Source organism: Calothrix sp. UHCC 0171, assembly GCF_034931845.1.
In the GTDB taxonomy this organism is placed as follows: Bacteria; Cyanobacteriota; Cyanobacteriia; order Cyanobacteriales; family Nostocaceae; genus Brunnivagina.
In genome coordinates this window covers 44,180-68,063 of sequence record NZ_JAYGHN010000001.1, presented here as the reverse complement: position 1 = coordinate 68,063, position 23,884 = coordinate 44,180, and the positions used below count along the sequence as shown (strand labels likewise).

Genomic DNA, 23,884 nt, shown 5'->3' with positions numbered 1-23,884 from the left:
CTGCACGACTATCTTTAATATTTACTTTATAAATGATCTCTGAATTGCTGACTTAATGATATTTGTGACGGGTGACTAAGCCACCTACAAAAGCACCTAAAATCGTCCCTGTCCACAAACCTGCAATACTACCTTGCCACATTGCACCAGGAATCACCGTAACATTGCACAATTCTTTAACTCCCAAAATTTGATTTTGACAATGTTGGCTGCGAAAATGCATTGTAATTTGCCAGCCTGCAAATCCGGCAACAATACCTGATGTGATGGCAATAAAAGAACAAATTACAGTGCGTTTTTTGGTCATATTTGGTGAATTGGTAATAGTGAGTTGGCAATGCTTAGAACGAAAGATAACACAATCATCAAATCAAAAGCTGTCCTAGGAGGGCTTTAAACCCAAATTTTTGGTGACAATCAAAATCTCACCAATCAATTAACCAGTATTTCTCATCCCCGCAGCAATCCCATTAATAGTTAATAATGCACCTCTAAGTAATTCTCCTTTGCTATAACGTGAGTGAATCACTCCAGATGTACTCAGCTTTTTAGATTCTCGCAAGCGCTTGAGTAGGGAAACTTGGATAAACCCTAGCGGCACGATTGTACCATTACGCAACTGCACGGAACGTTGCAAAACGGGGTCTCCATCAAGTAGATGAGCATGTTCTGTGATTTTTAGCACTAAGTCGCGGGTGAGGTAATATTCTTGAGCAATTTGGTCAAAAACTCCTTGGCATCGCTCCCTATCTTCAGGGTGGGATAATTCCTGAACGTAGTGCTGGGCTATTTGTAAATCTACTTTTGCCAAGGTCATTTCTGCCTTAGAAATTACCATCTTGAAGAATGGCCATTTGATGTAGAAATATTGCAGCAATTTGAGATGTTCTTCTGGCTCTTCATCTAAAAATTCCCGCAAAGCAGCACCCATACCATACCAAGATGGTAGCAAGAAGCGGGTTTGCGTCCAGCTAAATACCCAAGGAATAGCCCGCAAACTGCTTAAGTCTTTTTTGCCGGAAGGACGACGTGCAGGACGAGAACTGATTTGTAACTGGCTAATTTCTTCGATGGGAGTGACTTGGTGAAAAAAGTCAATAAAGTCAGGTTGTTCGTAGATTAAAGCACGATAATGTTGACGCGATCGCGCAGATAATTCTTCCATTATCTGGTTCCAGGGTTCGATGTCGTCAAAGCCTGTCCGCAATAAACTCGCTTGAATTACTGCGGTGGTAATTGTTTCTAGGTGATATAAGGCTAAGTCACGCAATGAATATTTTGACGCTAGGACTTCACCTTGTTCGGTAATTTTTATGCGTCCATTTATACTATGCCCTGGCTGCGCCAAAATAGCTTCATATGCTGGACCTCCACCTCTGCCTACGGAACCACCACGTCCATGAAATATGCGTAAATTAATACCATATCCTTCTGCAATTTCCTGTAAATACTTTTGTGCCTTGTGAATTTCCCAATTACTACTTAAAAATCCTGAATCTTTGTTGCTGTCGGAATATCCCAACATCACTTCTTGCAAGTTAGGAGTCAGGGGGGATGAGGGAGGGAGGGAGGGGGAAAGGGAAGCAGAAACAGCTTGTTTACCTTCTTCTGATTCCGCTTTTTCCTTTTCAATGGCAGCAAAACCACCAGCTAGCAAGGCGCGATATAATGGCAGATCAAATAGCTGACGCATTACCTGAAGAGATTTTTGCAAATCTTCGACGGTTTCAAACAGGGGTACTACTTGAATAGTACCAATTGCTGTACCTGGGTCAAAAAGTCCAGCTGATTTGGCAAGTAGTAATACTTCCAATACGTCGCTGACTTCGCGGCACATGCTGATAATGTAGGTTTGGCAAATATTGTAACCAAATTCCTGCTGTAGAGAACGAACGATGCGGAAAGTCTTGATAATATCGTTGGTTTTCTCGGAAAATGGCAATTCTGCGGGGATAAGGGGACGACGAGTTTTCAGTTCACTTGTTAACCAGGCAACTCGTTCAACTTCAGATAAGTCGTTGTAGGATTGTTTGAGGATTCCCAAGTATTCCAGAATCTCATTAATTGCGTCGGAGTGACGGGAGGATTCTTGGCGAATATCGAGCTTGGTTAAGTTAAACCCAAAAATTTCAACTTGACAAATTAAGTTTTCTAGTTGTTGGGACTTTAATCCGGTTTCGGTGATGTTGCGTTGAATCAACCGCAACTCTGCTAAAAATTCTTCTCCCGAATGGTAAAGAGGTTTTGATTCCTCTTTGAGGATTTCGCCTTTTTGGAGTGCCGAATTACGTTCCCTGGTATTTTCTAAGCGTTTGAGAATGTATGACAATTTGAGTCGGTATGGTTCTTGTCGATACCGCAGTGCCAATTCGTCGTAAATTTCGCTGAGTTGGGATTGTTCTAATTCTAGGGATTCCAGTAAGTCGGGAAGTACATCACTCCACTGCATTGATACACTCAGTAATTCCCGCAGTTCTTTAACCGATTTGATGTATTTTTCGAGAACAATATTGCGTTGGTAACAAGCAGTTTCCCAAGTAATCGCCGGTGTCACCGAGGGATTTCCATCCCTATCTCCACCCACCCAAGAACCAAAGGTGCAAAAGTTTTTGCTTGGTGGTTCTAACCAAGGAAATGTCGCCTGCAAAGACTGCTTTAAACGGCGGTATAAATGGGGAATGCCATCAAATAAAACTTCTTGGAAATAGTGTAATGCGTAGTCAACTTCGTCCAACACCGAAGGCTTGAATTGGTGCAACTCATCAGTTCGCCACCACAAACAAATTTCTTCAACTAACTGCGATCGCAATTCCTCGGCTTCCCAATTATTTGCCCCAAAAGCACCACCTAAACGCTTTTCTAAAGCGTCAAATTCTTGCAATAATTGCACAACTCGTCGTTGTTTACCGCGAATTGTATGGCGGACAATCTCTGTAGGGTGCGCTGTGAACACCAACTGCACATCTAATTGTGCTATTAATCGTTGAATCAGTTGTGGCGGAACGTTAAGCTTAAACAACTGCGGAAATAATGATGCAAAAGTACCTTTTTGCTTGTCATCATCTTCAGAATGTCGCCAACTTTTTGTCAACATCTGAGTTCCCAAACCACTATTGACAGGAAAACCTTCCTCTGGGTGGGCATGGGTGTGCAAATGGGAAATATTTGGTAAAACTTCCTCTGCTGGTGCTGCTGATTCAGCTTCGTAGCGTGTTAGCTGTTCCTTCTGTTCGTAATCCTGCTCAATAATATTAATCAACTGAAAATACAGTGCAAATGCCCTGGTGGCGCGAATTGCATCGTTAATACTCAGTTGTTCGATTAACTTAAAAACAGAGGAAGCTTGGTCATTCGTCGCTTGTCCTTCTGGCGAACATAAATCACGCAATTTACGCAATAAATCCACCATATCTTGACCGCACTCTTGCCGCAGCACGGTTTCCCATAACTCCTCCATGATTTGGAGGCGATGGCGTAGAAATAAATCGGAAGCTGGGTAGGCATTCGCATCCCGAATAGAAGAGTATAAAAGGGAACTCATATCCTCTGTCGTAGTAGAACCGATAAAAGGTTATTATTCTTGATTTTGAAATTTATGGATAGGGAAAGTACCACAAAGTTTGGAAATTGACCTGTATCTTTTTAACTGTCATTGGTTTGACGATTGTCGGGAAAGTCCAAAATTGGTAAACGATCGCCCCGAAACACCTCTTCGCTAGCCTTGCCAATGGCATTTAGGGTTGCAGTTGCATTTTTCTGTGCTAAAACCAGCATGAGAACTGAAGCTGTACCTATTTGCAGGAGGAAAGATTGAGGGATGGCTAACAAACCTAGATGTAAATTACTCAGATCAGAATCGCGATGGGAAGAATTAGAGTTGTTGGCAGGCATTGCTTTTTTCAGTTGTTGTAGGATTAAGTGAAACAAAAAGAAAACGACCAGATTGAATTTCGGTGAGTTTAATCCTCGTAAAATCAATGCTTCTCAAAACTATTTTCGCGGACTTGGTTGTGCTGCGAGGATCACAAAATGTTAAAAAACATTCATAGTGGAATAATTCTATGGTTCTAGTTTACAAGCGATCGCTCAATAGTAGTTACTGGTTAGTAGTTACTTGTTCATGATTACTTGTTAATACTGATTGAGTCATTGAGACGTAAGCATTATCTCCCTCTGTCCCCCTTTTCCCCTTTCTCCCAATTACCCTTCCCATGAAATCATTACTACCAGACCGCCAAAAAACAATAGTGCAATGGGTAAGCCAAGCAACTGGTATCAACACTTTGGGCGTGAAAGTTCGGTTGCGGGGAAATGACCTACATATTTTGTGCGAATCTATTGAGTGCCCTCCACGTTGGCAAACTTTATCTGATTTGCTCACGGCTTTGCAGCAAACAGACCTAGATGCCCTCAAGAGTAGCGATAGCAACGAACAACCTTCAATATATCAAGTATTCGTCTACGGTAGAAAAAAAGCTGCCAAGCGTCCAGAATGGTGTCATCGAGTTTATTTGAACCAACTTGATCGCCATTTAGAACAAATTAATCAAGCTTTACTCCGGGAAAAGTCCAAGCAGCCCGGTGGAGCAATGATTGTCTCCAATGAAAGTTTGGCACGACAAGGTGATCCAGATGCGATCGCCCGATATCTCAGCGAAACCCTCAGCGCCTACAATATTAGTGTCCAAGTCAAAATTAAGAAACCAAAACAGTCAGGTGGAAATGTCGGATTAACTGACCCTAAAGCTCCCCAATCCTCCACTGCTAGCAATCGCTTGTGGGTACTTTGTCAATCCAGCTACAGTCCTGATCCTAGTCTCATTGCTGAACCTGTAGCCCAAAAACTCCGTCATCTCAAACTTGCTGGTTATCAGGACGCAGTTATTGTCGCTCAAGTCCAGGGAGAAAGCAAAACTGACTGGACGCTACGGATCGATTTAACCCCGCCAGAAATCATGCTCAAAGAATGGGCAAGGTGGGGTGATGTGGAAGCTTTAGGACAATACCTGAATGAAAATTTGTCCAGTAAAAACATTAAAGTCTCAACATCTCTACAAGAAACAACGCTGCACGTATTTTGCTCCTCAATTAACTCTCCCCATGCCATATCTCCGGCACCGCACCGCACCCGATGCATGGAAACAATTGGCACAATCCTCGAAGATATTGCCCCCCAAGCGATCACCGCCGCCACTCTCTACGGACAAACAACCAAAGATGCAGACCCTGCTTGGATTGACTGGCTTTCATTACCTGCACAGCAGCACCCAGCCTTAGCAATTTCTGCCTTAGAGCTAGCTAGTTCTGCGGATGAACCGGCGATTATTTTTTTACTAGAAAGATTACTCAACCCTGATTTAAATTGGCGTTTAAAAACAGGTGGGATTCGTGTTCTCCTACTCCGTAAAGGTGACTTACTTCATGTGATGTGTGATGCACCTGTTTGCCCCAAGCGCAAACAAGTTGCCAGCAAAGTCATCAAATTGCTACGCCAAATTAAGATTCCCGGAGTTGTCGGCGTGCGAATTTATGGTCGCCGTGCGGGTAACAAAGAAGCCGTTTGGCACTATGGCGTGGATTTCCAAACGAGAGAACGTGTTGTCCCAGAACCAACTCCCGAATTTGCTGCAATTTCTGCCTATGTCCACGAACTTTTACCATCAGACTCAAATGATTCGGGATTGCGCCCCGACTTAACCACCAAAGAAGTTCAGACTTTTGTCAAAAAAATTGCCCACGATTGGGGTGCTACTGCCAGAAAGTTTCTCTTAGCAACTCAATTGTTTACGGATATTGGTCAGTGGTCAGAGCAAAATGCATCTGTACAAGGACATTTGGTTGCCTTAATTTGGGGTAGCTTGGGTTTATTGCTGACAGTGCAAACAGATTGGCTACTTAATTATTTCCTTTCTCGCCCCCATCAACAAACTGCGGCGATCGCTAGTAATACTACTCCCACATCCCCCACAAATGATATATCGAACACAATTAGGCTGAAAAATAATACAGGTAATTCCCAACCAGATAACAGTGCCTTTAACGATTCGGGATTTACGCAGTCACCAGGTAATAATTCTCCCAGGCAAAATCAAGCAACGCCAACAGCGATTCTTTTAGCTGCACGTACCCAAACACCCACATTTAACGCCCGTCAACTCGACGAGCAACTCGCAATCTACAAACAGCGCTTACAGAAAAATGGCACAACTCCAGATATTTTAATTATCGGTTCATCACGTGCCCTACGCGGAATTGATCCTATTGCCCTCTCCAAAAAATTAGCCAAGCAAGGTTATCCAGACTTAGATATTTTTAATTTTGGGATCAATGGAGCTACTGCCCAAGTAGTTGATTTTATTTTGCGTAAAGTTCTCGAACCGGAAGAAGTTCCTAAAATGATTGTTTGGGCAGATGGTGTCCGGGCTTTTAATAGTGGACGTGAGGACATAACCTACCAGGCAATTACAGCATCACCTGGTTATCAAGAAGCGATTGAAAAGTTTATTGCTCAGGGTAATAACTCGAATCGAGAAGCAAAACAGCTATCAAAATTAGCTGCCAACCCCAAAACAAACAATCAGCAACAGAACAGCTATCAAGTAGTAGATAAGTGGTTCAATCAAGGATTAGCAGTCTTTTCCGGCACTTATCAAAATCGCGATCGCTTGAAAACAAATTTAAATGAACAAATGAAATCGTTACCAATTTTTAGTAGCGAAACGGTAGATACTACAAAAACAAACCCCAATGATGGTGAACAGGATACATCCACTCAGTCTGTAGATTTTGATGGTTTTTTGGCGCTATCAATTCGCTTCAATCCGACAACCTATTACCAAAAACACTCCAAAGTTAGTGGTAGCTATGACAATGACTACAAATCATTCTTACTGGGAGGAGAACAAGATGCCGCATTGCAAAATATTCTCCAATTTACCCAATCAGAAAAAATCTCTTTGGTATTTATTAATATGCCCCTCACCGCCGAATATTTAGACCCAATTCGTAGCCAACATGAGCAAGAATTTCAGCAATATATGTCGAGAATAGCTAGCGATCGCTCTCATTTTGTCTTCCGTGACCTGAGTTTACTTTATCCTCAAAAAAACGATTATTTTTCAGACCCTAGCCACCTCAACCGTTATGGTGCATACGAAGTATCTAACCACATTGCCAAAGACCCGATGATTCCCTGGAGTAATCAGAAATAATTCGTTATTCATAATTATTAATCAATAATTCAAAATGCCCATTAATTATTAAACTTTCAATGAATTTAATATCTATTACATACGGATTATTTTTAATTAGCCTCCTGGGTATTTACTGGTCTGTTGGACAAGAGGAATTACGCTTATGGGTACTTTTGATTGCTAGCATCATTTTTTATATTTCCTATCAACCCGCATATATCCTTCTACTATTAGTTTTAGTTTTTATCAACTATCGTATTGGTATAGAGCTTGGAGATAATACTTCTCCCGGACAGCATTCTCAAGATTGGCAAGTATCTAATGAAGAATGGCAATATGCCCAAGCAGACTGGAATCGTCGCCGGCTTATACTAGTTTCTATAGGCATATTTATCAATGTTTTTATCCTATTTGGGTTTAAATATTTGGTTCCGTTTCTAAAATTTGCAACACCACAAAATACCGCAAATAGTATTGGTTTAGATTCATTTAAACTAGTTGCACCTTTAGGAATTTCCTATTTTGTGTTTGAATGTATTGCCTATTTAGTTGATATTTATCGTGGCGCTCCGGCAACTGGTAACTTTGTCAAATTTGCTGCCTATAAACTATTTTTTGCTAAAATTACTTCTGGTCCCATCACTCGCTTTCATCAACTAACCCAGCAGTTTAAAAATAATCAAGTTCCTACCGTTGATAGCATTGCTGAAGCACTGTGGTTAATTGCGAGAGGAGCAGTGAAAAAAGGCTTATTTGCTGACAATATTGGGATTTTTGTGGATATTTGCTTTGGTAATCTTCAACGCGCTGGTAGTAGCGATATTTGGTTAGCAACCTTCGCCTATGGTTTACAGCTTTATCTAGATTTTAGTGGCTATGTGGATATTGCTCGTGGTAGTGCTTTGCTATTTGGGTTAAAACTGCCAGAAAACTTCGATTTTCCCTATTTTTCCACTAGTATCGCCGATTTTTGGCGACGCTGGCATATGACTTTGGGTGATTGGTTGCGAAATTATCTATATTTCCCCCTTGGTGGTTCCCGTGCTGGTTTGGAGCGTACCTGCGTAAACCTGATGATTGTTATGGTTGTCTGCGGGATTTGGCACGGTGCAACTTTGGGTTTTATCATTTGGGGAATGCTGCACGGACTCGCTTTAATTATCCATCGATTAAGTGATAAATTAAGCGATCGCATCGAATTTCTCGAACATTTTTGGCAATCTCCCTTTGGTATCATCATCGCCTGGTTGCTCACCCAAGCTATGGTTTTCACTTCTTGGATTTGGTTTCGCTTACCGAATCTCAAAGATTCATGGCTAGCGACACAACACCTCTGGGGACATCCAGCAGATTCCCAATTTGCCCAGCTTGTCTATATAGAGGCATTCAAAATGAGCCAATCACAAATTGCCATATTGCTGGGAACGTTGGCAACATGTATGTCAATCACCTATTTCTTTAGCCGCAGACTGAAACTACAATTCACTTGGCACCTCAAACTTCTTTTTGTACCCTTGTGTTTCTACGCTGTTTGGCTACTGGCTCCTGAAGGTAGTCTTCCTTTCATCTACTTTGATTATTAATTTATTCCCAGTTCCCATGGGATTACAGCCATAAATTCATTACCAGTAAAGATTTCAGACAAAATCATCATTTATCTGCAATAGGGCTTTCGCCCTCTACATTCTTTAGCGATTTATTTTACTTGACAAATCTTGATTAATTTTTGTATCCTAAATTCAAGTATAGTAAATAAGTGTTTGGCAAGCGTTAACAAAACTATATACAAATTGACTTAGATTTATAAAACTTTAAGGTTAAGTAGCTTTGTAACGAGAAATCAAGATAAACGCAGACAATTACTTATTAATAAATGTTAAGCTATGAAAGTATTATTGCCCAAACGCTTCGGGTAATAAATTTTAGTAGGTAAAATTGACTAAATTCATTAGAAATACTAATAGTGAGTGCCTACTCTTATGAGAGCGATCGCTGTAGAGTTGTAAGTACAGGTAAATAACACTTACCTAAAAAATTCACAAATTTTTGCACTCATAAGAACATGACAACAACCTTACAGCGTCGCTCCGGTGCGAACGGTTGGGAGCGCTTCTGCGAGTGGATCACCAGCACTGAAAACCGCATCTATGTCGGTTGGTTCGGTGTATTGATGATTCCTACTCTACTGGCAGCAACTACCTGCTTCATCATCGCTTTCATCGCCGCACCTCCTGTAGATATCGATGGTATCCGTGAACCTGTAGCAGGTTCATTGATCTATGGAAACAACATCATCTCCGGTGCAGTTGTTCCTTCATCCAACGCCATTGGTCTTCACTTCTACCCTATTTGGGAAGCAGCTTCCTTAGATGAGTGGCTGTATAACGGTGGTCCTTACCAATTGGTAATTTTCCACTTCCTCATTGGTTGTGCCTGCTACATGGGTCGTCAGTGGGAATTGTCCTACCGCTTGGGAATGCGTCCTTGGATTTGCGTAGCTTACTCTGCGCCTTTGGCATCTGCTACCGCAGTATTCTTGATTTACCCCATCGGTCAAGGTTCCTTCTCTGACGGTATGCCCTTGGGTATCTCCGGAACCTTCAACTTCATGATTGTGTTCCAAGCAGAACATAACATCTTGATGCACCCCTTCCACATGTTAGGTGTGGCTGGTGTGTTCGGTGGTAGCTTGTTCTCGGCAATGCACGGTTCGTTGGTAACCTCTTCCTTGGTTCGTGAGACATCGGAAACCGAAAGCCAAAACTACGGTTACAAATTCGGTCAAGAAGAAGAAACCTACAACATCGTAGCAGCACACGGTTACTTCGGTCGCTTGATCTTCCAATACGCTTCTTTCAATAACAGCCGCTCTTTGCACTTCTTCTTAGGTGCTTGGCCCGTTGTTGGTATCTGGTTCACTGCACTAGGTATCTCGACAATGGCATTCAACTTAAACGGTTTCAACTTCAACCAGTCGGTAATCGACTCACAAGGTCGTGTCATCAGTACCTGGGCTGACGTAATCAACCGCGCTAACTTGGGTATGGAAGTAATGCACGAGCGTAATGCTCACAACTTCCCTCTTGACTTGGCTGCTGGAACAGAAACCCCTGTTGCCATTGCTGCACCTGCAATCAACGCTTAATCAATAGCTTGAGTAAGGTCGTAGAGATGTGCGGTAACACATCTCCACTGTTAAACTAAACTAGCTAAAGCGTCTTCTTCGGAAGGCGCTTTTTACTTTCGCATCATATTGTAAAGTTTTTTAAAGTATTTTTCAAGATGTTCCCATAAGTGTTGATTTTTTGAAGAAGAACCTGTGGGGAGAAAAGATGATTGCCGACACACAAAAATTACTGCAAAATCCTAAATTACAAACCTTTAGATCCCGCTAATTAGCTAAAATTTTCATAACTGATGCTTCTACCTATAAACATATTTTCATGAGTAGTGATAGTCAACTCGATCTTTTCGATTTAAACAAACCCAATCTCCAGCCAAAATTAAACGAACTTATTCCTACGGATGCTAAAATTCCTATTCTTCCAGGAACTTATCCCAGCATGGTGGAATTGGCACAACACTGCAATCAGTGTCATCGCTGTGGATTGGGAGCAACCCGCACCCATGCCGTAATTGGGCGCGGCAACCCGGAAGCCACGATTATGATTGTTGGTGAAGCACCGGGACAACATGAAGACGAAACAGGTTTACCTTTTGTTGGTCGTTCGGGTCAACTCCTTGAGAAAATTTTAGCATCGGTGCGACTTGATACAGAGCAGGATGTATATATCGGTAATATTGCCAAGTGCCGACCACCAGAAAATAGGACACCTACCGCCAAAGAAATGACGGCTTGCAAACCATACATATTTGAGCAGATTCGCCTTGTTGACCCAAAAATTATTCTGTTAACAGGTGCCACTGCTGTCAAGGGTTTAATTGGCGATCGCGGTTCGATGACAAGTATTCGTGGTAAATGGATTGAATGGGAAGGAAGGTTATGTATGCCAATATTCCACCCTTCCTATCTACTACGAAATCCGACACGCGATCGCGGTGGTCCCAAATGGTTAATGTGGCAAGATATACAAGTTGTACGCGCTAAATATGATGAAATTCGTCACTCAAATTAAGTCAAAAATAATTGAATTAATAATATTCAAGACGTAGCAATATAACTTTTCTACAACAAAAAAGGCAAGCTATCGTTTACTTGCCTTAATTATTTATAAGCTCAAAATGTCCGACAACTAAATACTTCATCAAAACATCGAGTTTTCGCAAATCAACTCCAATCAATTTGCCTACAAAGGACGATAGGTACGATAGTTGATATTCGGGAAAATATTATCCATTAACTCCACTTTTTCCAACCAACCACTATCGACTTTGCCGATTTTGATATCTTCATATAGTTTATTAAAACGCATCAAATGCGATCGTGTCCTCCGCACTGCATAGGGAACCATTGTTCCTGTCCGCATAATAAATGCCCAGTCGGAAGATTGTGCCAAAAGTAACTCGCGGGCTGCTTGATTTAATGCTCGCAATTCCAACTCATCAGCCGCTTCCCTTGTCGATATCTCAATCATTCTTTCTGCGGCTTTGTGTAAATGCGGGTAAATCCACGCATTCGTATCATTTAACCAATACTCATGAAAACCTTTGTAACCCCAACTAGATTGCGAGGGACGACACACTTGCTGATTTGGCTCTGCCCGCAAATAATCAGCCAAATGAGTCATTTGATAGGTTTTTTGGTCATACCACGACTTGCGGAACAAATAATCAATAAACCACGGACCTTCATACCACCAATGCCCAAATAACTCGGCATCATAAGGCGAAACCACAATTGGCGATCGCCCCATAATTCCCTGTAGATGTGCCACTTGCTGTTCGCGATTATACATAAAATTTGCGGCATGCTCTGCGGCTTTTTCCCTCGCCCAATAAGGGTCATAAAGCGCTTTGTCCGACAATCCTAAACCACGACCTGTAATTTTATGATACTTAATCCCAGTATTTTTACGCTGCCCATTTGGCATAATGTAGGGCTTAATGTATTCATACTCAGCTTCCCAACCCAAATCTTTATAAAATTCCCGGTATTCAGCCGCACCTGGATAACCAACCTCCGACGACCAGACCTGCTGTGAAGACTCATGATCCCGTCCAAATGCTGCTACACCCGTTTCCGTAAAAATAGGGGCATAAGTGCCAAAACGAGGGCGAGGACGAGCATAAAGAATGCCATGTCCGTCAATCAGGAAGTAGCGCAAGCCTACATCCGCCAGCATCCGCTCTAAACCTTCATAATAAGCACATTCTGGCAACCAGATACCTCGTGGAGCTCGTCCAAAGGTTTCGCCATAATGATCATAAGCGACTTGAAGTTGTGACCATACAGCTTGCGGGTACATTTTCATCAACGGCAAATAACCGTGGGTAGCACCGCAAGTAATAATTTCCAGGTTATTAGAATCTTGAAATTGTTTAAAGGCTGTTACTAAATCCCCTTGATGGTGTTCCCAAATTTCCCTTGTCGAATTAAACTCACTCGCATAGTGTTCGCCAAGATATTTTAAATGACCATTGTGAGCATTTCGCTCAATTTCCTGCTCGATCAGTTCTTCCAATTGAGCTAAATGAGCATCATAGCGTTCTTGGAGTAAAGGATCACGTAACATCGACACCAACGGAGGTGTCATGCTCATTGTGATTTTAAAGTCAATACCATCTCTCTTTAATCCTTCAAATACTCGCAATAGCGGGATATAAGTTTCTGTAATAGCTTCATAAAGCCATTCTTCCTCCAACACATAGTCACTTTCTGGGTGACGAACGAAGGGCAGATGTGCGTGGAGAACAAGCGCAACGTAGCCTATAGCCATAAATGATTCCGGGTGTGGTACGTGATAATTGACTTTGGGCAGCCAGAGCATGTTCGAGAAAGTTTGCGTGCAAGATTCCCTTTACCAAGGCAAGCTAGGAAAGTTTTCTTTTCAAAGTCTTCTCTTGTAAATGCAACGGTTGCTGGTTTGGCGTAAGTTAACAATATTTTAAGATGTTCTTTGAATAGTTAGAATTTTTCTTGAATTTTTTATCAGTGGCGATCGCTAATTTCCGGGAAACTCCTATCTACACTTGACTTGCTTGCTGCTGGTTGGCACTGCTTCCTGCCTCCTCCATTAATCACCAATGATTAATTCCCAATCACTAAATTCCCTAATCTCAGTAGTTTCACAATTTACGCCTACAGCAATGGGTTAATAAAATGATTGGATATCAAGCATTTACTAAAAAGTGGTTCGATACAGTCGAGTTAGTGCTGAATTTGACCAGATTTTTGTTCCTAGTTCCTTCAAACCAGGGGAAGATGAAAACGCTAGAAACAATTGATACTCCTATAGGAAGCTACGCGCCAGATTTTGAGTTGCCAGGGATTGACGGGCAGGTACATCATCTTAGTCGCTATTTAGAAAAATTCCGGGCAATCGGTGTTATTTCGATGTGTAACTATTGTCCTTACGTGGGACAGTATATCGAACGACTGAAGCTGATTCAGGAGGAATTTGGTTCCCAAGAGTTTACATTAATTGGGATGAATGGTAATGATACCAATCGAGATTTAATGGCAAGCTTTGAGAGCATGAAAGCTTTTGCTGTGGAACGTGGGTTAAACTTCCCTTATCTATGGGATTCGACTCAAGATGTTACTCGCAGTTTTGGTGCGAGTAAAACACCAACAGCATTTTTGATTGATCAAGATGGAGTAGTGCGCTATCGAGGGCAAATTGACGACAATCCACAAAATCCCGCAGCCGTCAAGGTTCAATATTTGCGAAATGCGATCGCATCTCTATTCAATCATCAAGAAATTGAAATTACGGAAACCGCAGCAATCGGCACGCCTCTAGTATGGTGTACCTAAAGGCAATGGGGGCATCAAAAGGAAAAGACGAGAGAATATTACCCAGTCTCCGCCTCCGGCTCAAGACTTAATTATTAAAACTTAGTCTGCCTAACTAGAGACATATTGACACTGTACTGCTATCTTAAATTGGAGGAAATTGCAACTTTTTCTTTGAGATAAAACGAAACTTCATGGGTACACATTACCGACGGGTTTTACTTAAACTGAGCGGTGAAGCCTTAATGGGCAACATGGGCTATGGAATTGACCCCGAAGTGGTCAAGGAGATAGGACAAGAGGTAGCAGAGGTAGTCGCTACAGGTGTTCAAATTGCGATCGTCGTAGGAGGCGGAAATATTTTTCGAGGTGTAAAAGCCGCTTCGGCTGGCATGGACAGAGCAACAGCTGACTACATCGGCATGATTGCCACGGTAATGAATGCCATGACTCTCCAAGATTCCCTCGAACGCATGGGCATACAAACGCGGGTGCAAACAGCGATCGCCATGCAAGAATTAGCAGAACCATACATACGTCGTCGTGCCATCCGTCATCTCGAAAAGGGACGGGTGGTTATTTTTGGTGCAGGTTCGGGAAATCCATTTTTCACCACCGATACAACTGCCGCACTACGCGCCGCCGAAATCGAAGCGGAGGTAATTTTTAAAGCTACCAAGGTAGACGGTATTTACGACGCTGATCCAATGCAAGTTCCTGATGCCAGGCGGTACAATACTTTAACTTACAACTATGTCTTGCAAAAAGATTTGCGGGTAATGGACAGTACCGCGATCGCCTTATGTAAGGAAAATAATATTCCGATTCTCGTCTTCGATCTGTCTACACGGGGTAACATCTGCCGTGCAGTTATGGGAGAATCGATTGGCACGCTTGTGGGAGGTTCATGTGAAGTTACCTGATGATGTTAAGAGTACGATGCAAAAGACCGTTGAAGCCACACAACGGGACTTCAATACAATTCGCACTGGTCGTGCTAATGCGAGCATACTCGATAAGGTGATGGTGGAATACTACGGTACACCTACGCCTTTGAAATCACTGGCAAACATTAGTACCCCAGATGCAACAACAATACTGATTCAAACTTACGAGAAAAGCACTTTGAACCTGATTGAGAAGGCAATTTCTTTGTCGGATGTGGGCATGACACCTAATAACGATGGTTCGGTGATTCGGCTGAATATTCAACCATTAACCACCGAGCGCCGTAAAGAATTTGTCAAGCTTGCCGAGAAATACGCCGAGAATAATCGTGTCGCCATTCGCAATATCCGCCGCGATGCGATCGACTCAATTCGGAAACAGGAAAAAGCTGGGGAAATCTCTGAGGATGAATCCCGTGATTTGCAAGATCAACTGCAAAAATTAACCGATCAACATATTGCCAAAATTAATGATTTACTCAAAGAAAAGGAAAAAGACATTACCACTGTCTAAAACGCTAATGCTTGATGGTTAAAGATTAGGAATTAATTGAGGAATCCTTATTTGATTTGTAAAATTATTGTAGGGTGGGCAAAGTACATGATTATTTCTGTACTTGATTTACAGCATTTTGTTGTGTCTTGCCCCGCCTACATTTAATTTTGCTTAGGGCTTGCTGACTCAGTTAACTCAAAAGTTTTCCTAACTTTATGGAAAGTTTGGCAAAAACATAAAAGTTTCTTCAAAAGTTTATATCCTTGTTTTTCAGAACAGAAGTTATTCTGACTTCTAAATCTTTATTGTTAATGTATTTTTTCATGTATTCTGGCGATTACAACTTTTGCCTAATAAGCGATCGCATGAATCTGGTCAAAATACTAAAGCTTGATAATCAAGCCAAATTGGCAAGTCAGTACAATTCGCAATTCGCAATTCGCAATACTCGCAGAGCGAGAAGCTAAAGCTACGCAATTCGCAACTAATGCCCACGGATAAATCCGGGGGCTTGTAGCTTGCTTCTCCGCAGAAGTACCAAGCAATGTTTAAATATATCTGTCCATAAATTAATTTAGGGGCTTGTACCATTAAGGAATTATCGGTCAAAAAATACAAATTTGATTTTAAATTAAGATATTTACGGATTGGCGTAGGTTATAAAGAATAAGTATTTTGGACATGTAAAAATTAAAGCTGTGCAATTTAACACAGCAAATCCTACAGCAACAAAATAAACCACTTGTCATCCAATTGGACAATCTGTCTGTAAAGTACAGAAAGAATCTGCAAAATAAATTTTCAGTTAGAAGCGAGAATTCAGCCTTATGTACGACTGCATTATCGTTGGCGCGGGACCAGCTGGCGGCACAGCTGCATACCACTTAGCTAAACAGGGACGCTCGGTATTAGTTTTAGAAAAAGAATCCTTACCTCGGTACAAACCCTGTGGTGGTGGTGTATCGCCTGCGATCGCGCAGTGGTTTGATTTCGATTTTAGTCCAGTCATTTCGGTCAAAGCTAATACAATTCGCTGTACCTGGAATATGGGCGACCCCGTTGAAGTCCAACTGGAAACCCCAGAACCAGTTTGGATGGTTCGACGCGATGTATTTGACCATTTTTTAGTTCAGCAAGCACAAAAGCAAGGGGCTGAACTCAAAGATAATACTGAAGTTTTGGGTATTGAATTCAAAAGTGACCATTGGCAAGTTAATACGAGCAATGGAGCCGTTACAGGTCGTTATCTGATTGCTGCTGATGGTGCGAAAGGACCAATGGCAAAATGGCTGGGATTTAAAGAACGCAAACGCCGTCTTGCAGGGGCGTTGGAAGCTGAAGCGACGACTCCGGTAACAAATAGTAACATCATTGACTTTGAGTTCGGCTTAGTCAAAAACGGTTACGTTTGGAATTTTCCCAAAGCTGATGGTTACTCTATCGGTGTTGGCACTTTTATTGGTGGCGAACCCCAAGACTTCAAAAAGATTTTGGATGAATATGGCAAGAGTTTTAATATCAATCTCAGCAGTTGCAAGCAATATGGTCACGCACTCTGTCTGTGGAACGGCGAACAAACTCTCCACACTCAAAATGCTGTTTTAGCTGGCGAAGCTGCTTGCGTTGTTGACCCAATGACGGCAGAAGGTATTCGCCCTTCAATCTATAGTGGCTTAAAGGCTTCTGAAGCGATCGACAAAGCCCTAAGCGGTGATGTCAATGCCCTTGACAATTACACTAATGTCATGAATGAAGAATGGGGTAGTGATATGGCTTGGGCTGCAAAAATTGCAGGCTTATTCTACCGTTTCCCCAAAGTCGGTTACAAAGTTGGCATTAAACGCCCTTCTGGTCCCCAACTCATGGGAAAAATTCTCTGCGGAGAGTTGCGTTATGGCGATGTTGCTGGTCGTGCTATTAAGCGTTTAACGCCTTTTGGATGATAATTTAGAAGTTAATAGATCGAAGTAATTAACTACCTTTGGGAACACCCGTGTGCTAGCAACACGGGTGTTTATGATTTGGAGCGGATTTATTCACCAATACCCATGTAAACTTTTTATTTTTTCAGAGAATTTTATATGCATAGCAGCTAGTAAGTAATAGTTCTAGCTGCTGAATAAATTTTGAAAAATTTATTTTTTGCCATTCAAGAGAGATTAATAACGATCGCAACTAAAAATTAAGGCGATCGCAATTCAAATTGAACTCTTGAGATTACTGGCTTGTTGGCATCACCAATTTACCTCGAAATAGAATGCTATATCGAGAGTAGAATATTAAATTCTCAATTCCGACTATTTCTTGCTTTATTTAGCAATGTCGAGTACAGAGTCAATGTTTATTGATTTTTTAACTGTGACTCGACTGCCAAAACTATTCAAGCCTCCTATCAATACAAAAATTTACTCGTCATCATCCATATCTTCATCATCAGAATCCGAGTCGATATCTAAATCACTCTTTTTATCACTATCGACTTGAATTAAGTGAATATGCTTGTATCCAAGCTTAATTTCAAATTCATCACCTGGTTCCAAACCCATCGCTTTGGTATATGTTGCACCAATAACAATTTGACCGTTTTGATGAACACTAACGCGATACGTAGGTTCACGACCACGACCATCTTTTGGGGCTTCAGGACTTAAGGGAATTCCCCTTGCTGATAGCAAAGCATCGTAAAAATCCGTCAGATTTACTCTTACTTGACCACCTTTAGTTGTAGTGTAATAACCACACTGTTTGGCTCTTTCTCGCCGAGGTAAACTCGAAAGTTCTTTTACCTTAGCCAGCAAGGCTTTTCCGGTTAATGGCGCGGTTGCAGTTTCACTCATTCGATTTTAGTTTTCCTTACTGTCTCCAGACGTTTGAATTATTTAATCATCTGCTGCAACATCAGCTTTTGTCATTTGCAGCAAACTACTGTGTGATGTGGGGTAAAGGGTAAATCCTGCTTACCAACTACCAAACTTCTGTTCCTGGTTGCCCATAGCAGAAAAAAGGCTAACATTTTCAGCAGGTATTAATTTTGTTAATTTCACGGTTCTTTTACCAACACTTGCCATCGAAAAATAAATACTTTTTCTTTGGCATGAATGTAGGTGTTTTACTTGCAGCCTCTTCCTACAAATCGAGCCAACAATAACAGTGAGGATGATCCTGACTGGTTCTCGTCGCCCTTATTCTACGACAATAGAATCATTTGGAGAACAGACAAAAATGAAGAATTTTCACTTTCTGCACTGATCTAAATTGCGATAAAGCAGTCGCGATTTTCCCTACTCGTCTTCGCAAGTTTGAGGCACTCTAGTATTTATTGCGCGTATTGCAGGTATACACCTTTTTATCCTGCATGTAAAGACGAAATTCTTACGTCTTTACATTACGAAGAAACAAAGCGGTAATAGCCGCACTTGGGGCGATTGATACTGAATTTGTTACCTCGTAATCTTATATCAAATACTAGCATGAACTAATAATAGCAAAATAGTTGTTGAATTTTGAATTAAATTTGTTATACATTTTATATCCTAAATTTCTACCTTTAGGGTGAATATTAGCGTACTGCTTTTAGAAAAATTTATTGATCTTTGACTCTGATGTTTTTGCTTTAGGAGTTAGATGACCAAGTTAGTAGATTAGGTCTTCGAGATGTTCGCCATCATATTTAACAATTCTATATATCCAAAAATATCCAAAAATTATATTTTCATGACTAGTTGTGGTTTTTGCAGTTGAGTAAGCAGTAGGATGTTAATTAAGTTCAAGGCGAAACTGAGCGATTTTCAAAGTCGCTTTGGGATTAGATGCGCTCAAGCGGACACTCTCCAGTCCATTGATAAGTTAATTTTTATGGTTATGCTTAACTTAAAATTAGTCATGTTTTCATGCTCCAGCAATTAACTGCTATGTGGCAGAGAAAACAATAGCAGTCGTGAAAAAGCCCTTCTTGTCTGGCTGTATAGTGCAGAAGAACAAATTTAAGGCTGCTTCGTCAGAAGTTGATTTGGTTTATTTGAAAGATTAGGTTAAAAATTGAGTTTGTGGTCATGGAAGTTATATTTAAGGTGATTCGACAACGACCAAATTCATCGCCAGAAGTACAAAGCTACCTTTTGGATGTTGAAGCGGGAAATACAATCCTTGATTGCTTAAATCGAATTAAATGGGAACAAGATGGAACTCTAGCATTTCGCAAAAATTGCCGCAATACAATTTGTGGTAGTTGTGCGATACGAATCAATGGACGTTCAGCTTTAGCTTGCAAAGAAAATGTTGGTAGTGAAATAGCTTTGAAGCCGCAACTTGGAAGTGCAAACCAGGTTCAAGAAATTCCAGAAATCACAATTGCACCACTGGGAAATATGCCTGTAATTAAAGACCTAGTGGTTGATATGAGCAGCTTTTGGGATAATTTAGAAGCTGTTTCACCCTATGTGAGTACCGCCGGCAGACAAGTTCCCGAACGTGAATTTTTGCAAACACCAGAAGAGCGATCGCAGCTTGAACAAACTGGTAACTGTATTATGTGCGGTGCTTGTTATTCAGAATGCAATGCTCGCGAAGTAAATTCAAATTTTGTCGGACCTCATGCTTTGGCAAAAGCTTATCGCATGGTCGCCGACTCACGAGATAATAATACCGAAAATCGCCTAGAAGAATATAACGAGGGGACTACAGGTGTTTGGGGTTGCACTCGTTGTTATTACTGCAACTCAGTTTGTCCAATGGATGTTGCACCAATGGATAGAATTACTGAAATCAAGCAGGAAATATTAAACCGCAAAGAAAAAAGTGATAGTCGTTCTATTCGACACCGCAAAGTTCTGATCGATTTAGTCAAAGAAGGTGGTTGGATTGATGAACGACAGTTTGGCTTGCAAGTCGTTGGCAACTACTTTAAAGACATACGAGGATTGTTAGGGATTGCGCCTTTGGGACTACGAATGCTAACCCATGGAAAATTTCCCCTGAAGTTTGAACCGTCACAAGGGACTCAAGAAGTGCGAAGTTTGATTGAAGCGGTACAGAAAGAAGAAGGGAAATAAGGGGTGTGGGGAGGTAAAAATACTACCATCTAATATTTCTCCCCTCTCCCTCTTCTTGCTATCTTGGGTCTTGAGGAATATTTAAAGGTTGTCCCGATGCGCGATCATAAACTAAAATATCCCACTGTCCGTTGACTGTGGTTTCAAAGGCAATTCTGCTACCATCCGCGCTAATTGTTGGGTTACGGACTTCCGCTTGTAGGTTTGCGGTTAAATTGCGTGACTGTCGAGTTTCTCGATCATAAAGAAAAATAGCCGATCGCCCCTGACGACTGGCAACAAACACAATATAACGACTGCTATCAGAAACACTAGGGTGAGAAACAATCGTATCCAAGGAATTTAAACCTGGTAAATCGACTAAATAGCGAGTCACCGTATCAAACATATACACATCTTGGCTACCCCGGCGATCGCTTGTAAAAATAATATATCTTCCTGATGTTTGCGGATTTAATTCGGAGGCAAAACTATTCAAACTCCGTCCACCTGGATCAAAAGGATAGGTAACTATTCGTGGGTAGCCTCCACACCCTGTTATGAAAGTCAAACTTACGAATATAGGTATAAAAATAGGTTTTTTAAACATAGAAAATTGGATATTTGTCAATAGGTATTAACGAAAACACCGAGAGTAGACGAAACCCCTTTCTTCTTGGTCTCCGCATCCCCCCATTCCCCAAATTAATCTTAAGGTGCATTTACAGTGGCACCATTGGCAACATCTAACTCAATATTTGAACCTCGATCCAGCACTTCTATGTCCCATTGACCGCGAGCGCTAGTCTCAAAAACTACATACCTTCCATCTGGACTAATACTAGGGTTGCGTACCCAGCCGCGATAGATAGGGGTTAATATTTGTGATTGTTGAGCGGCGCGATCGTAAAGTGCGACAACAGGTCTGCCTTGGTCACTAGTGATGTAAGCAATATAGCGACCTGTGTAGCTGAGACTGGGACTTTCAACAATAGTATTAGGTCGGCTTAAACCCTGGATACGGACAAATTGCTGTTGCTGTAAATCGTACACTAATAACTGATGGGCACCGTTACGATTAGAAACAAAAGCCAAAAAACGCCCGTTACCGCTCAGTGCTGGCTGCTCTTCTGTGAAGCGGCTGTTAAGAGATGTCGGACCTGTAAGTATATTTTCGGAACTGCAAGAAGCAAGCAAAATCAAGCTAAAAAGAAGACTCCAATGTGTTTTTATTTGGAGCCGAAATCTAGGTGTGAGTTTTTTCACCTTAAATATTGTCCATCGCCTTTCATGCCTTTGCTAACTCAATATAAATTAGCTAATAGACATATCATCATCAAAATTAGTATTCGGTCTTTCCGGCTTGTCTTCCGGCTTTTCTAGGGGCTTGTAATCAACATAGTCGGTATAGTCAGCAGTTGGTATCTGCTCATCATCTTCGCGATCGCGGCGTGGAGTTGTGTCTCCAGAAGGTCTGCGCCGCCTGGGTTTTGGTTGCACCATTTCATCATCGCGAAATTCTGGACGTGAGGAACCGTTACTACCTCGACGGGTGGAGGGTTTACGTTCATCTCGACTGGGATTTTCCCAATCATCACTTTGTTTGGGAGCAGGGGTAGAATTCCAATCGTCGTCATCAAAACGTTCCGGACTACGACTTGCAGGGCGGGATGGATTACGACGGCGAGGTCTATCATTTACTGGCTCGTCATTTCTTTCGTTACTAACACGACGAGACGATCGCTTAGGAGTATCATCTTCGTAATAATCGTCGTTATAACCACGGGAACCGCGACGTTCCTCACGACTGCCGGAAATTCGAGGACGTTCTTCGTAATCCTCTTCTTCCTCTTCATAGTAAGGTAGCGGTTTGGCACCAATTACATCTCTTTCTGCACGACTATTGCGACGAGGTCTACTGTAATTGTAATCATCACTGACATCACGTTCGCGATCGACAATCGGTGTATTACGTCTAGCCTGTTCAGTGGCAATGCTCCGCAAACGAATGCTCTCGTAAGCAAAAAACACAATTGAACCGACAAGCATCAATTGAAGAAACTGCAAAATAGGGTCTAAGCGCCAACCTTGAAATATTAAAATAAAACCGCACAACAAACCGACTGCGGCAAAAAATATATCATGGTCGCGAGCTAAATCGGGTTTAACATTGCGGACAAAATACAGAGCTGCCCCAGCCACAGCCAGGAAAATCCCTAGAAAAGTGGCTGGAGTTGCCCCCACATTTACCTGAGCCAGAATACTGGCTGAGTTCAGCCCAAGAAGTACCATTGTTTTTTTCCTAATATCAAATCTATGTTAGCTACTCAGAATAAAAATCTGCTATGTAAATAAGACACATTAACATTAAATATTAAAGCTTTAAAATTAAAGCTTCAAAGCACCGATAAAATGCTTTGAAGCCCCTTACTCAAAGCTAAAACCTACATCTGTCAAATTCTGAACAAATTTTCCTTAATTTTTGAAGATGTTACTCAAAACTGGAGACAATTACACAGAGCTTGACAGATGAAAGACCCAAGAGGTGAAATCAACTCTCGAAATCTTAGTCGCGCTGGATTTTATCTTTTTGGCTGACAAAAATCAATCCTACGGTCGCAGGAATAACTACGATCGCAGTACCCCAAAGTAGACTCCAAAGAAAATTTGATAAAGAAGGTGTCATAGTTTTCAACCTTTTTTTTACGCACTTATCCACAATTCTAATAGTCTATACCTTCCTTGAGAACCAGGGAATAGGAAAAATAGAAAGAGAGCAAAGGCACAGGGGGATAAAGAAGAAAGAGTTTTCTTTTGTATCTGCCATTCTCCTGCTCTCCCACTCTCCTCGTCCTCTACAATGCCCATATTTCGCTAAAATTATAAAAGGCTTAATAAAGCTTAAAATTTAACTTGCCTAATTCTCATATTCAATTGCTATCTTGAAAGCTTGCGAAATTAACGAAATATGACATCTGTTGATATTGCCACTTGGATTCTCGCCCCATTACTAGGGCTAATGATTTTTCTGTTTATTTTCCGCATCGTTTTAACTTGGTATCCCCAAGTCGATTTAAAGCGTTTTCCTTTTATTTTGGTTGCATTACCCACCGAAATATTTTTAATCCCGACACGCAAAATTATTTCCCCTATCGGTGGAGTCGATATTTCTCCAATTATTTGGGTCGGAATTGTCAGCCTCATCCGTGAAATCCTTCTCGGTCAACAAGGTTTGTTAACAATGATGGGGCGGGCTTAATTATTAGTCAATAGGGGGATGTAGAGACAGAAAACAGAGGAAT

19 protein-coding genes are annotated in these 23,884 nt (G+C 41.5%); 10 read left to right on the top strand and 9 right to left on the bottom strand.

The window, feature by feature from the left end; translation table 11 throughout:
- Positions 1-52 precede the first annotated feature (52 nt).
- From VB733_RS00225 to VB733_RS00215, 3 genes are all read right to left on the bottom strand, one after another.
- Entirely contained in the window at positions 53-307 is a 255-nt protein-coding gene (locus VB733_RS00225) for a hypothetical protein (protein ID WP_323338110.1), read from the bottom strand.
- A 129-nt stretch (positions 308-436) separates the two neighbouring features.
- Positions 437-3,541 (bottom strand): phosphoenolpyruvate carboxylase, encoded by a 3,105-nt coding sequence (locus VB733_RS00220; RefSeq protein ID WP_323338109.1) that lies wholly within the window; start codon positions 3,539-3,541, stop codon positions 437-439.
- A 101-nt stretch (positions 3,542-3,642) separates the two neighbouring features.
- Entirely contained in the window at positions 3,643-3,891 is a 249-nt protein-coding gene (locus VB733_RS00215; RefSeq protein WP_323338108.1) for a hypothetical protein, read from the bottom strand.
- A 320-nt stretch (positions 3,892-4,211) separates the two neighbouring features.
- On the opposite strand from VB733_RS00215, the gene VB733_RS00210 reads away from it, so the two are divergent.
- From VB733_RS00210 to VB733_RS00195, 4 genes are all read left to right on the top strand, one after another.
- On the top strand, positions 4,212-7,211 hold the full coding sequence (locus VB733_RS00210; protein WP_323338107.1) for a DUF1574 family protein: 3,000 nt from the start codon (positions 4,212-4,214) through the stop codon (positions 7,209-7,211).
- Between the two features lie 59 nt (positions 7,212-7,270).
- Positions 7,271-8,776, top strand: a complete 1,506-nt coding sequence (locus tag VB733_RS00205) for an MBOAT family protein (protein ID WP_323338106.1) — start codon at positions 7,271-7,273, stop codon at positions 8,774-8,776.
- Positions 8,777-9,255: 479 nt separating this feature from the next.
- Positions 9,256-10,338 carry a photosystem II q(b) protein gene (gene psbA, locus VB733_RS00200; protein WP_323338105.1) on the top strand — a complete coding sequence of 361 codons (1,083 nt, stop codon included), beginning with the start codon at positions 9,256-9,258 and terminating at the stop codon, positions 10,336-10,338.
- Between the two features lie 298 nt (positions 10,339-10,636).
- Complete coding sequence (locus VB733_RS00195; RefSeq protein WP_323338104.1) at positions 10,637-11,329, top strand: uracil-DNA glycosylase; 693 nt, start codon at positions 10,637-10,639, stop codon at positions 11,327-11,329.
- 171 nt (positions 11,330-11,500) lie between these two features.
- Here the strand turns inward: VB733_RS00195 and VB733_RS00190 are convergent, their stop codons facing one another.
- The gene (locus VB733_RS00190; RefSeq protein ID WP_323338103.1) at positions 11,501-13,090 is read right to left on the bottom strand and encodes a glycoside hydrolase family 57 protein; all 1,590 of its coding nucleotides are present in this window, start codon (positions 13,088-13,090) and stop codon (positions 11,501-11,503) included.
- Between the two features lie 485 nt (positions 13,091-13,575).
- On the opposite strand from VB733_RS00190, the gene VB733_RS00185 reads away from it, so the two are divergent.
- The 4 genes from VB733_RS00185 to VB733_RS00170 all read left to right on the top strand — a co-directional run bounded on the left by VB733_RS00185 (position 13,576) and on the right by VB733_RS00170 (position 17,495).
- Complete coding sequence (locus VB733_RS00185) at positions 13,576-14,130, top strand: thioredoxin family protein (protein WP_323338102.1); 555 nt, start codon at positions 13,576-13,578, stop codon at positions 14,128-14,130.
- 173 nt (positions 14,131-14,303) lie between these two features.
- Positions 14,304-15,032 carry a UMP kinase gene (gene pyrH, locus VB733_RS00180; protein ID WP_323338101.1) on the top strand — a complete coding sequence of 243 codons (729 nt, stop codon included), beginning with the start codon at positions 14,304-14,306 and terminating at the stop codon, positions 15,030-15,032.
- Between the two features lie 16 nt (positions 15,033-15,048).
- Entirely contained in the window at positions 15,049-15,570 is a 522-nt protein-coding gene (gene frr / locus VB733_RS00175) for a ribosome recycling factor (RefSeq protein ID WP_416336281.1), read from the top strand.
- A gap of 809 nt (positions 15,571-16,379) precedes the next feature.
- On the top strand, positions 16,380-17,495 hold the full coding sequence (locus tag VB733_RS00170) for a geranylgeranyl reductase family protein (protein WP_323338100.1): 1,116 nt from the start codon (positions 16,380-16,382) through the stop codon (positions 17,493-17,495).
- 462 nt (positions 17,496-17,957) lie between these two features.
- On the opposite strand, the gene VB733_RS00165 is transcribed toward VB733_RS00170, so the two are convergent.
- A complete protein-coding gene (locus VB733_RS00165; RefSeq protein WP_323338099.1) occupies positions 17,958-18,389 on the bottom strand; it encodes an AbrB family transcriptional regulator in 432 nt (143 codons plus the stop codon).
- A gap of 1,215 nt (positions 18,390-19,604) precedes the next feature.
- On the opposite strand from VB733_RS00165, the gene VB733_RS00160 reads away from it, so the two are divergent.
- Positions 19,605-20,603 carry a succinate dehydrogenase/fumarate reductase iron-sulfur subunit gene (locus VB733_RS00160; RefSeq protein ID WP_323338098.1) on the top strand — a complete coding sequence of 333 codons (999 nt, stop codon included), beginning with the start codon at positions 19,605-19,607 and terminating at the stop codon, positions 20,601-20,603.
- Between the two features lie 58 nt (positions 20,604-20,661).
- Here the strand turns inward: VB733_RS00160 and VB733_RS00155 are convergent, their stop codons facing one another.
- The 4 genes from VB733_RS00155 to psbX form a co-directional block, all read right to left on the bottom strand.
- Positions 20,662-21,192 carry a Tol biopolymer transporter periplasmic protein gene (locus VB733_RS00155; RefSeq protein WP_323338097.1) on the bottom strand — a complete coding sequence of 177 codons (531 nt, stop codon included), beginning with the start codon at positions 21,190-21,192 and terminating at the stop codon, positions 20,662-20,664.
- Between the two features lie 101 nt (positions 21,193-21,293).
- Positions 21,294-21,848 (bottom strand): hypothetical protein, encoded by a 555-nt coding sequence (locus VB733_RS00150; RefSeq protein ID WP_323338096.1) that lies wholly within the window; start codon positions 21,846-21,848, stop codon positions 21,294-21,296.
- A gap of 48 nt (positions 21,849-21,896) precedes the next feature.
- Positions 21,897-22,874, bottom strand: a complete 978-nt coding sequence (locus VB733_RS00145) for a Ycf66 family protein (RefSeq protein WP_323338095.1) — start codon at positions 22,872-22,874, stop codon at positions 21,897-21,899.
- A gap of 274 nt (positions 22,875-23,148) precedes the next feature.
- On the bottom strand, positions 23,149-23,268 hold the full coding sequence (gene psbX, locus VB733_RS00140) for a photosystem II reaction center X protein (protein WP_323338094.1): 120 nt from the start codon (positions 23,266-23,268) through the stop codon (positions 23,149-23,151).
- Positions 23,269-23,550: 282 nt separating this feature from the next.
- On the opposite strand from psbX, the gene VB733_RS00135 reads away from it, so the two are divergent.
- On the top strand, positions 23,551-23,841 hold the full coding sequence (locus VB733_RS00135; RefSeq protein ID WP_323338093.1) for a YggT family protein: 291 nt from the start codon (positions 23,551-23,553) through the stop codon (positions 23,839-23,841).
- The last annotated feature ends 43 nt before the right edge of the window (positions 23,842-23,884 follow it).

Excerpts from the sequence above, each read along its gene's own strand:
- VB733_RS00225 (WP_323338110.1), bottom strand. The coding sequence starts at position 307 with ATGACCAAAAAACGCACTGTAATTTGTTCTTTTATTGCCATCACATCA.
- VB733_RS00220 (WP_323338109.1), bottom strand. The coding sequence starts at position 3,541 with ATGAGTTCCCTTTTATACTCTTCTATTCGGGATGCGAATGCCTACCCA.
- VB733_RS00215 (WP_323338108.1), bottom strand. The coding sequence starts at position 3,891 with ATGCCTGCCAACAACTCTAATTCTTCCCATCGCGATTCTGATCTGAGT.
- VB733_RS00210 (WP_323338107.1), top strand. The coding sequence starts at position 4,212 with ATGAAATCATTACTACCAGACCGCCAAAAAACAATAGTGCAATGGGTA.
- VB733_RS00205 (WP_323338106.1), top strand. The coding sequence starts at position 7,271 with ATGAATTTAATATCTATTACATACGGATTATTTTTAATTAGCCTCCTG.
- psbA (WP_323338105.1), top strand. The coding sequence starts at position 9,256 with ATGACAACAACCTTACAGCGTCGCTCCGGTGCGAACGGTTGGGAGCGC.
- VB733_RS00195 (WP_323338104.1), top strand. The coding sequence starts at position 10,637 with ATGAGTAGTGATAGTCAACTCGATCTTTTCGATTTAAACAAACCCAAT.
- VB733_RS00190 (WP_323338103.1), bottom strand. The coding sequence starts at position 13,090 with ATGGCTATAGGCTACGTTGCGCTTGTTCTCCACGCACATCTGCCCTTC.
- VB733_RS00185 (WP_323338102.1), top strand. The coding sequence starts at position 13,576 with ATGAAAACGCTAGAAACAATTGATACTCCTATAGGAAGCTACGCGCCA.
- pyrH (WP_323338101.1), top strand. The coding sequence starts at position 14,304 with ATGGGTACACATTACCGACGGGTTTTACTTAAACTGAGCGGTGAAGCC.
- frr (WP_416336281.1), top strand. The coding sequence starts at position 15,049 with ATGCAAAAGACCGTTGAAGCCACACAACGGGACTTCAATACAATTCGC.
- VB733_RS00170 (WP_323338100.1), top strand. The coding sequence starts at position 16,380 with ATGTACGACTGCATTATCGTTGGCGCGGGACCAGCTGGCGGCACAGCT.
- VB733_RS00165 (WP_323338099.1), bottom strand. The coding sequence starts at position 18,389 with ATGAGTGAAACTGCAACCGCGCCATTAACCGGAAAAGCCTTGCTGGCT.
- VB733_RS00160 (WP_323338098.1), top strand. The coding sequence starts at position 19,605 with ATGGAAGTTATATTTAAGGTGATTCGACAACGACCAAATTCATCGCCA.
- VB733_RS00155 (WP_323338097.1), bottom strand. The coding sequence starts at position 21,192 with ATGTTTAAAAAACCTATTTTTATACCTATATTCGTAAGTTTGACTTTC.
- VB733_RS00145 (WP_323338095.1), bottom strand. The coding sequence starts at position 22,874 with ATGGTACTTCTTGGGCTGAACTCAGCCAGTATTCTGGCTCAGGTAAAT.
- psbX (WP_323338094.1), bottom strand. The coding sequence starts at position 23,268 with ATGACACCTTCTTTATCAAATTTTCTTTGGAGTCTACTTTGGGGTACT.
- VB733_RS00135 (WP_323338093.1), top strand. The coding sequence starts at position 23,551 with ATGACATCTGTTGATATTGCCACTTGGATTCTCGCCCCATTACTAGGG.